Source organism: Maribacter sp., from assembly GCF_016744255.1.
Classification (GTDB): domain Bacteria; phylum Bacteroidota; class Bacteroidia; order Flavobacteriales; family Flavobacteriaceae; genus Maribacter_B.
This window is the reverse complement of sequence record NZ_JADGES010000124.1, coordinates 1-8,928: the sequence shown is the minus strand read 5'-3', so window position 1 is coordinate 8,928 and position 8,928 is coordinate 1. Positions and strand designations below refer to the sequence as shown.

Genomic DNA, 8,928 nt, shown 5'->3' with positions numbered 1-8,928 from the left:
CAATCAATAAAAGAAAAATCGGACTTACTATAGTTAAGATATTTTCCTTCACTTTCTTTAATTAAATTATTTCCTTTATTGAATTTGCAATTTTCAAATTTAATATCCTTAGATGTATAGAAAGTTACAGCTAAGCTGTTGAAATTATTAAAATAACAATTCTTGAAAGTGTTTCTTTCTGCAGTAGCTTCTAAATAATCACCACCTCCAATATTTAAAACTCTATTTGTGTTTTCCACGGTAATGTTTTCAAAAAGGTTGTCATAACCTAAGCTTATTTCATCTCTATCTGCATCATTAGAAATAAATCCGTCATCATAATCTCCCCAAAGTATTGCAGTCCATGTATTTGTTATTGTAAAGTTTTTTATGGTATTATTATTTGCCCCATTAAAAATAGCCAATCTTGAATGCCATTCAGATGAATTTGAATTGGTTCCTTCTATTTTAGAGTTTTCAATAATATTATATTGAACCCCAGAAAAATTCAATTCAAAAGAAGTACGTATAGCAGTACAGTTATTAATGGAATTATAAGAGCCTTCGTCTTTTATTGTAAATCCATGCCCATTATGTTCTAGTTCTGCGGCCCGTTGAGCGATACAATTATTAATAATACTATTAGTTGTTCCCGCGTTTATTACAAAATAATAATCCGTTGGATTACTTTGTTTATCTGCATATGCTTTGCAATTTTCTATTAAAGAATTATTAGAACCACTAACAGTATAGGCTTCGGCATTTGCATTTAAAACAATACTATTCTTTACCGTATTATTATTTCCTTTGATGCGTATTCCAAATCCGTCATAAGCATCAAAATTTTCTTGATCACCAATATATGTTAATATAAAGTTTTTTAATTTAATATTATTCCCTCCTAATATTACACCTATTCCAAAACGTTTAATTTGAATATTTTCAAATTCATAGAAATCACTAATTAGATTTAGACAAGTGCCAGTGTATTGATTTGATGAGATAAGAGGCATTTTTTCTTCATTTACAGAATCTCCATATGTAAATGTTGATGTATTATTACTAACAATATCACCAGGAATATTTTTATAACCAACAAATTTTATGGGACTATCAGAAAGCCCATTATTATTTGTTGTTAATTTTTCAGTTCGAATATAATTCCCGGCTTTTACATATACAATATTACCAGCAGTTACTTTTGTTATAGCATGCTCTAAATCCCATGCATTTGCTTCCGTTTTTCCGTCGTTAGAAGCTTTTCCGTTTGTGGTTACATAAAAAATATGTTCTCCTGAAGGAAATTCTACAGCAGGAGTATTTTCCTCCGTAACTACGGTAACATCTGCTTCTTGCGTGGTGGTGGTGTCATCATTGGTAACTTCTACCGTATACGTAAAAGTATCTGTTTGCGGAGTTGTTGTTTCTGGAGTTGTTGGCTCCTCAGGTTGTTGTGCAGCTTCTGCAGGAATGTAGGTTAATGTTTGGTTATCATTAATAATTACTATTCCATTTATTGGGTTGGAAGTTTTAATAATCTCAATTCCGTCTGTATTGCTAATATTGTCATTAGATAAGACATCTAGAATTACACTGGTATTAGGACTAATAATATAAGAGTCGTTTAATAGAATGTTTTCTGAGCCACTATTTTCATTTCGAGAAACCAAATCAGACAGTAAATCGGAATCTTTAGAGCAAGAACTAAATAGCGTTATAGAAAATAAGAAAATGTAGGTAAATACCAATTTGGGAATACTCATGAAAAAAGATGGTTTTAGCAGTAAGATTATGGTTTGCTAAAATATCTAATTAAATAGCTATATCGATATAAACGTCTTTTTTTTCGATGAAATACTGTTTACTTTATGAGTTCCATAAAATGTAAGTGAATTTCTTAGGAAAATTTTAAGAATAAAGTTATTCTTTGGTAAAATTATCTAATATGTTCTTCGTTATAATTTGAGCATCTTTATTTAATCTAGAAGATCTAAGGTTGGGAGCATTAAAATCATCTAACCCCCAGGACCATTGCATGGTTCCGCTTGCAAATACTTTTGCGTTATTTTTTGTGCTATATATCGTAATGTTAGAAGTTCCTTTTTTACTTAAAGTCTTATTGATTGTGCTTACTTGTTTTTTAGTAAAATAGAAAAACAATGAAGCTACAAGTATAGTAGATATGCTGAATAGAGTAGTGGCCAATGTGCCTAAAAGGGAAAATATTACTAGAGCTAGAATAGTAATGGCGCTTACTATGGTAAAAATAATAGCAGGTAAAAACCAGTTATGTATGGAAAAGTTACATCCAAATTTGTTTTCTATTTTCTGAAAAATAGTTTTTAGGGAATACATATAATTATCCTCAATTAAGTTTTTAGTAGAGGAAGATGTTAGTACTTCTATTTGTTTTGGGGAATAATCGGTAGTTCCATCAATTTCATACCCCAATAAGCCTTTTATTTTATCTCCATTTTTTAGAGTGGTTCCTTGAAAAATCCAATGGTCTTCTTTGGTAATGATAACATCACCATCTACTGGATCCATAAAATGTTGTACTCCAATTAATTTAGATTCTGGGTTATTTACAGGGTTATCTCTAAAATTAATAGTCGTGTTATGGTCTTTTATAGGATCTAATAAGGCGTCTTTATAGCAAACTAAAATTCGGTTTTTATCTTTTGTAACCTTACTTTCTTCCATTCTAACTTGCCAGAACATGGTGTTTGATGAGAAGAAAGCTAGATTAATAGTATTGCTTAGCGCATTTTCAACATTTATACGCATTTGCGAAGACCAATATTCATCATGTCCGTGAGACATAAATGTTTTTGTATTGTTTATATTTTCAGGACTCTCATGTGTGTCTATATTGGTAATATAAGAAACATTGTATTCGTTTTTTTCTAACCAACGAACCATGTTAAAATCCCATGAAGCACTGCTAATAGGGAAAAAATGTGTTGTTACAGGTTGTATATTGGTAAAAAATTCTCCGGCTCCGGCTCCATAAGCGGCTTTTTTATTGTTGCTACATGCATAAGGTCTATTAAAAGATACTTTGTTGGCTCTGGCACCTGTTTTAGTACCCCAATTTTTGGGAGCTCCGCTTCCCCAATCGTATAAAGATTTTCCTCCCCAGAAGTTATATGCTTGGTAAGTAGTTACTGGCAATTGAAAAAGAATCTCCGATTTCTTTGTATTATCTTTTACCGTAAAAATAATATAACTCTGCTTTTGGTTTTTACTCTCTTCTAATTTGGCAACGTATACACCGGTTGTCCAATCTAAAGGGATTTGTAATGTGGTAGGGTTTGTCCAGTCGCAATCTATTAGACCAGTTTCTGTATCTGGTGCAGGAATAGATTGTTTGGTTCCTGTTATGTTTTCTACTTTTTTTATTAATCGTCCACCTTTTCCATTATACCAACCCATTCTATATATGGTTATAGAAAATTTAGGAGAAGAAGTATTTACAAAAAGATTTATATTTTTATTTACGGATACGCTTGTTAGTGATCCATAACCTTCAATTTCTCTATTTGTAGCTGGGTTGTTTAATTCCCAATCTAAAGTTCCTTCTAATTTGTTTTCTACACGTATTGGGTTGTTTTCCATTATAAATAGGGGATTCTCGTTTCTAATGATAGTTGTTACGCTCTATAAGCAGGGAAAAAAGTAGTGTCTAATTTTTCTTTGGAGATTAAACTATCGTATATTTCTTGGTTTACTATATATTTCCAAACCTTAAATTCTTTAAAATCTTTAGAGAAGGAGGCTTTAAAATTGAAAAGCGAATCTTCTTGTCCGCCAAGACCACCACCAAGATTAAAAATACGATACCCTTCTTCTGTAGCTTTAAGTCGCATTTCATCTAGAAAAACATTCGCTGGAGCTACATTTAAAAATCTTGTTCTACTTCCAGAAAGATGAAATTGAACAATGCTTTTTGTTTTAACAAACATGGAACCTGCCATGGCTTCTCCTGTTTCATTATCTATTACCAGTAAAATGTCTGTTACAAAATCTTTGCAATCTAAGAATTTAAAAAAGTATTCTCTAGAAAAGTAATAGTCTTTGGTAGCAGAAAGGCGATCCATGTTTTCATAATAAATATCTATGAAAGTGTTTATCTGATCTTCTGTTTCTGCTTTTATAACAGTACTAATTTTACGGCATTTATTGGTTCTGTTTTTGGTGCTTTTACCATATTGCGTTCTTTGTTCTGCAATATCTTTGGTTAGATCTATATGAACTACTTTTCCTAAAGTTGGTGTTTCTCCCAAACCAGAAAGTACGTTTTCTTGGTTTTTTATGTAGGGGTGCAGTCTGGAGAATACGCTAATAATTCCCATTTTAGATAGCAATGCATCAAATGCTTCTACAAATTGTTTATTATCAAAAGAATCGGTACTATTTTTTATAACGGGGCCAGCATATCCGTATACAGAAGTTAAATCGAAATATTCTGTGTTTGGAATGGGTCTCTTAAGAAAAGGAATAGCTATTTCTACCTCCTTATTTTTATAGATAATAAGGATTGGTGTTTCTTCTTCTTTTTTAGAAATAATGTGATAATCATAGGTGTGGTAAAAATCGTAAACGTTAAAATTCTCTAATGTTTTAGACCATTCCTCGTGATTTTCTACTATTGTAATCATATTTTTTGTTGCGTCTTTAATCTGTTCCGGTAAACATTTCCATGGTTACTTCTTCGCTAGCAGAAATTCCTTCGGATTTAAATACTTTACTAATGGTTTTATTTAGAATTTTAATATCGGTTAAAAAACTAATATTATCCACATACCAAACATCAAATTCAAATTTTTGTTTCCAACTAATTGCATTTCGGCCATTTACTTGTGCCCAACCAGTAATTCCTGGTTTTACATTATGCCTTCTTGCTTGTTCTTTATTATACAAAGGTAAGTAAGAAACTAATAGTGGTCTAGGGCCAATTAAAGACATTTGCCCTATAAGTACATTTAGTAATTGTGGTATTTCATCTAAAGATTTTTCTCTTACAAATTTACCAATAACGGTCATTCTTTCGAAATCTGGTAAAAGTTCGCCAGTAGCATCCTTTTTATCATTCATAGTTTTAAATTTTAGAATGTTAAAAGTTTTTCCATTTTTTCCTGGTCTAGGTTGTACAAAAAACGGCTTTCCGTTGTTGCTAAAAAAAAGAATAATAGTAATGGCAATAAATAGTGGAGATAATAGACTTAGTCCAATAAAAGCAGCTAAAAAATCTAGTATATGTTTAAAAAAGTGTTTGTACATAATTAGGTTATTTTAATCTAATTTTATCGTATACTTTTAAGGTGTTTTTCGTCATCACTGGAATAGTAAATTCTTTTAACGCTTTTTCTTTAGCATTATTTGCTAAACGCAATCTTAATTCTGGGTTATTAATAATCTTTTCTAAAGAAGAGGTACAGCCTGCGACACTTTCATTATCAAAAAGAATACCATTAACACCGTCTTCTATCTGCTCGTAAGCACCTTCTGTGTTGCTACGAATAGGGCAACAATTACTCATCATAGCTTCTATTGTTACCAACGGAAAAGATTCCATTCTTGAAGGTAGAATAAAGACATCAAAAATATCGTAAAATGGTTTTGGGTCTTCAAAAGGGACTGTGGTTATAAAAGAGCCTATTCCTGCATCAGAGATCATTTTAAGGAGCCAATTATGGTCCTCGCTACCAACTACACCGCCTAAAAAGATAAAATGAATTTTTTCTTTAGTACTAGGTTCTAAATTTTTTAAAGCCTCTACTAAAATATCGCTTCCTTTTCTTAAAGAAATACTACCTGCAAAACCTATAATTAGTTTTTCTGGATTAATATTTAGTTTGCTCTTTAGCTTTAGTTTCTCGGAATCTGTTATTGGTGTTGCAAATCTATCGGATACGCCATGGTGTATTAGACTTATATTTTCTTTTTTCATCCCAAAGACCTTTTTGCTAAATTCAAAAGATTCTTGACTTATAGCAATTAGATGGTCTGGATTTTTAAATTTAAAATTTCGTTTTAAATATAGAATATGAATCGTAGTGGTAAATTTTTTGCCCATTAACCATGGAATAAAAGTCATATAAGGCGACTGAGAATGTATTACATCTGGGTCGAACGCCTTAATGTCCTTCATTACTTTTTGTACGGATGTAATAGATTGTATGACTTTATTAAAAACGGAGCCATTTGGAGTAGGAAACTCTTTAATGGTTATGCCTAAAGAAACAAACTCATTATAAAAATCATCTACTCTAGAGGTAGCATCAACTATTTTTCCGCCTGTGATTAAACAAATTTCATGCCCCATATCTACTAAACCTTTAGCCAGATCTAGTGTGTGGGTTGTTACTCCTGTTTGTTCAATTCTACTTAATAATAAAGCTATTTTCATTCCCTGTTTTAACTCTGATTTTATATTCTAAAATGGTATTACAAATCTAGGTTCTTTTTACTCGATAATCGAGATTTAAATGTTCAGAGGCTTGCCTCGAAATTTTAAGGTTGTTTTCCTACGAATGCCTCGTGGCATTGCTCCAAGGTAGTTTACTTAGTTGGTGTAGTACAAACAATCCATTTATTTGCAAGTTTAAATATTTTTAAAAGCATTTCGAGGAAAATTAAGACCAATGACTGTAAAGTTTGATAAAGTGCTCTTTTAAATTTATGCTAAACGTTAGTTTAGACTTTGGTACTCTTTAAGAATTTCTTCCCAGATTACTTTTCTGCCATATCTAGAGGCGATTAAATCTCTAATGGTATCTGCATTGAAAGATTCTCCTTTTTGATGTCCCAAATATAAAACTTGCATTTTTTCTTGAATAGCTTCGGAATTTTTAACAGGAATAATATACCCGTTTTTATTTTCTAAAATAATTTCATTACAGCCATTAATATTGCTAACTATACTAGGCAACCCCATAGCGCCAGCTTCCATAACAACATTAGGAAAACCCTCTCTGTAGCTAGGGAAAACTAAAGAGTCTGCCATAGCGTAATAAGGTTTTACATTGCTTTGTGAGCCAACCATTATAATGTTTTTATTGTTTTTTAGAATCGTTTCTGTATTAGAATGTAAAGGATCTAATTCTTCCTCTCTAGAACCAACAAAGAGTAGTTTTGTGTTGGTGTATTTTTGGTTTAATTTTTCGAACGCAGAAACTAACTCATTAATACCTTTGTCGGTTACTAATCTACCAATGAAGATAAAAACATAATCTTCTTTAGTAATCCCAATATCCTTTCTTAAATTAATTTTATCTTCTGTAGTATATAAATTAGGATCAAAAAAAGAGGTGTCTACTCCGTTAGAGCTTCCTTGACCAATAACCTTTAGTTTTTTTGCAGAAGTGTATTTATTGGCAATAATTATGTCTTTTAGCCCAAATGAATTTGGGTACACTTTTGTGGCACAAGCATAGGTTAGTTTTTCAACAAAATCTAATAGAATTCTTTTGCTACCTGTTACTTCTAGCAAAGGAAGACCTGCAACGGTATGTAGTCTATTAGGGACTCTTGCTAAATAGGCGGCAAACATGCCTAGAGTACCAGCTTTTGGGGTATGAGAATGTACTATTAAAGGTTTTTCTTTTTTAAAAGTTTTGTATAACTCCCATGTAGCTTTTAGATCTTGTAATGGGGTTATTTTACGAGTCATAGCAATAGGAATCATACGGGTATTTTGGTCTTTGCCAACTTGGTCCATATTATCTATTGCAGTAGAGTTATTTCCGGTAGGAGAGGAGATACCAATGACTTCGTAATACTGCGTCATAAAAAGTAATTGCCCTCTTAAAAGCCCTCCCATAGAAGCTGGTAGTGTAGTGATTCTAATTAGTTTTTCCTTCATTCAGTAGGTTTGCGATCTCTATTTTTGCTTTCGCCTAGAAATATTTAAAATATAGGGAATATGTTTTGTAAAATTATGAATTTTTTGTTAAGCTAATTTATTGGTAGTTTTAACCAATTTCCAATAGTTTTATCCCATTTTTCAGGAAAAAATTTTCCAGTACCAGAATCTGAGTGAAAAGTTAATTCTCCAAAGAAAATAGTCTCTTTTATAACATAAAGGTCAACCCTTACATAAATGAAGTCTTCCGCAAACTTTTTTGCAATATTTTTCATTTCCATGAAGACTTTTGGTTTTGGTATATCATAACCAATATCATAAGCCCATTGACAATCTAAGCTATTCCAATCCGGATCATATAAAATTCTTTTATGGTGTGTTGAGCGATCCATATCAACTTGAACGAAGGCTAACTCTCCATTAAAACAGTGTAATTTGTAATCTGAAGGTATTTCGCCATTATCATCTATTAAGAGTTTTTCTACTATAATACAAGGTTCTATATTTTTATATTGCCATTCGCCTTTACCGTAATCATAATTAATTTTAATTCTCTTTTTAAATATATTTTGAATTTTTTTCCAATCTACCTTATTCTTGTCCCAAATAAATTCCCCGCCAGAACTATCGTGATTAGTTTTAATTATAACTGGATAATTTGGCATTTTTTCTTTCGTTAATTGAAGAACCTCCTTAGTTTCAAAAACCAAAGGGACTAAATATTTTTCTCCTATTTTTTTAGCAACATGAGTTCTAACAGCGTATTTATCTGCGCAAATTGTATGCAGAGGACTGCGATCATTTAATTTAAGCCATTGTATTTTTTCATTAAAAGTAATGGGGTTGTTTAGGTTTAATTTATAACCAAGTTTTCTGTAAAATCTTTGCTTTAGACGAGTCTCTAATGGTACTATTTTATTTTTAATACCGATAGCATTTTGTATTAATATACTAGTAAATTCACTACTATCAGCTAATTTTTTTATTAAGGATCTCATTATATAATAGATAGGGATTTACGAGTTAAAATAATAAATGTTTTAAAGCGATAAAGATATAGTATTTTAGTAATTATTTAATTT

The 8,928-nt window shown here is 31.2% G+C and carries 7 protein-coding genes; all 7 read right to left on the bottom strand.

What is annotated here, in order from left to right:
* Positions 1-1,742, bottom strand: a 1,742-nt coding sequence (locus tag QZZ51_RS15125; RefSeq protein ID WP_291871175.1) for a hypothetical protein, incomplete at its 3' end; no start/stop codon positions are given.
* 157 nt (positions 1,743-1,899) lie between these two features.
* Entirely contained in the window at positions 1,900-3,597 is a 1,698-nt protein-coding gene (locus QZZ51_RS15120; protein WP_291871173.1) for a N,N-dimethylformamidase beta subunit family domain-containing protein, read from the bottom strand.
* A 35-nt stretch (positions 3,598-3,632) separates the two neighbouring features.
* Positions 3,633-4,640 carry a GNAT family N-acetyltransferase gene (locus QZZ51_RS15115; protein WP_291871171.1) on the bottom strand — a complete coding sequence of 336 codons (1,008 nt, stop codon included), beginning with the start codon at positions 4,638-4,640 and terminating at the stop codon, positions 3,633-3,635.
* A gap of 16 nt (positions 4,641-4,656) precedes the next feature.
* The gene (locus tag QZZ51_RS15110; RefSeq protein WP_291871169.1) at positions 4,657-5,262 is read right to left on the bottom strand and encodes a sugar transferase; all 606 of its coding nucleotides are present in this window, start codon (positions 5,260-5,262) and stop codon (positions 4,657-4,659) included.
* Between the two features lie 7 nt (positions 5,263-5,269).
* Positions 5,270-6,391: a glycosyltransferase family 4 protein gene (locus QZZ51_RS15105; protein ID WP_291871167.1), complete on the bottom strand. Its 1,122-nt coding sequence runs from the start codon at positions 6,389-6,391 to the stop codon at positions 5,270-5,272.
* A gap of 282 nt (positions 6,392-6,673) precedes the next feature.
* Positions 6,674-7,846: a glycosyltransferase family 4 protein gene (locus QZZ51_RS15100; protein WP_291871165.1), complete on the bottom strand. Its 1,173-nt coding sequence runs from the start codon at positions 7,844-7,846 to the stop codon at positions 6,674-6,676.
* A gap of 92 nt (positions 7,847-7,938) precedes the next feature.
* Entirely contained in the window at positions 7,939-8,844 is a 906-nt protein-coding gene (locus tag QZZ51_RS15095) for an ATP-grasp fold amidoligase family protein (RefSeq protein ID WP_291871163.1), read from the bottom strand.
* Between the last annotated feature and the right edge of the window lie 84 nt (positions 8,845-8,928).

Coding starts and splice junctions, on each gene's coding strand:
- QZZ51_RS15105 (WP_291871167.1), bottom strand. CDS start 6,391: ATGAAAATAGCTTTATTATTAAGTAGAATTGAACAAACAGGAGTAACA.
- QZZ51_RS15095 (WP_291871163.1), bottom strand. CDS start 8,844: ATGAGATCCTTAATAAAAAAATTAGCTGATAGTAGTGAATTTACTAGT.
- QZZ51_RS15120 (WP_291871173.1), bottom strand. CDS start 3,597: ATGGAAAACAACCCAATACGTGTAGAAAACAAATTAGAAGGAACTTTA.
- QZZ51_RS15115 (WP_291871171.1), bottom strand. CDS start 4,640: ATGATTACAATAGTAGAAAATCACGAGGAATGGTCTAAAACATTAGAG.
- QZZ51_RS15110 (WP_291871169.1), bottom strand. CDS start 5,262: ATGTACAAACACTTTTTTAAACATATACTAGATTTTTTAGCTGCTTTT.
- QZZ51_RS15100 (WP_291871165.1), bottom strand. CDS start 7,846: ATGAAGGAAAAACTAATTAGAATCACTACACTACCAGCTTCTATGGGA.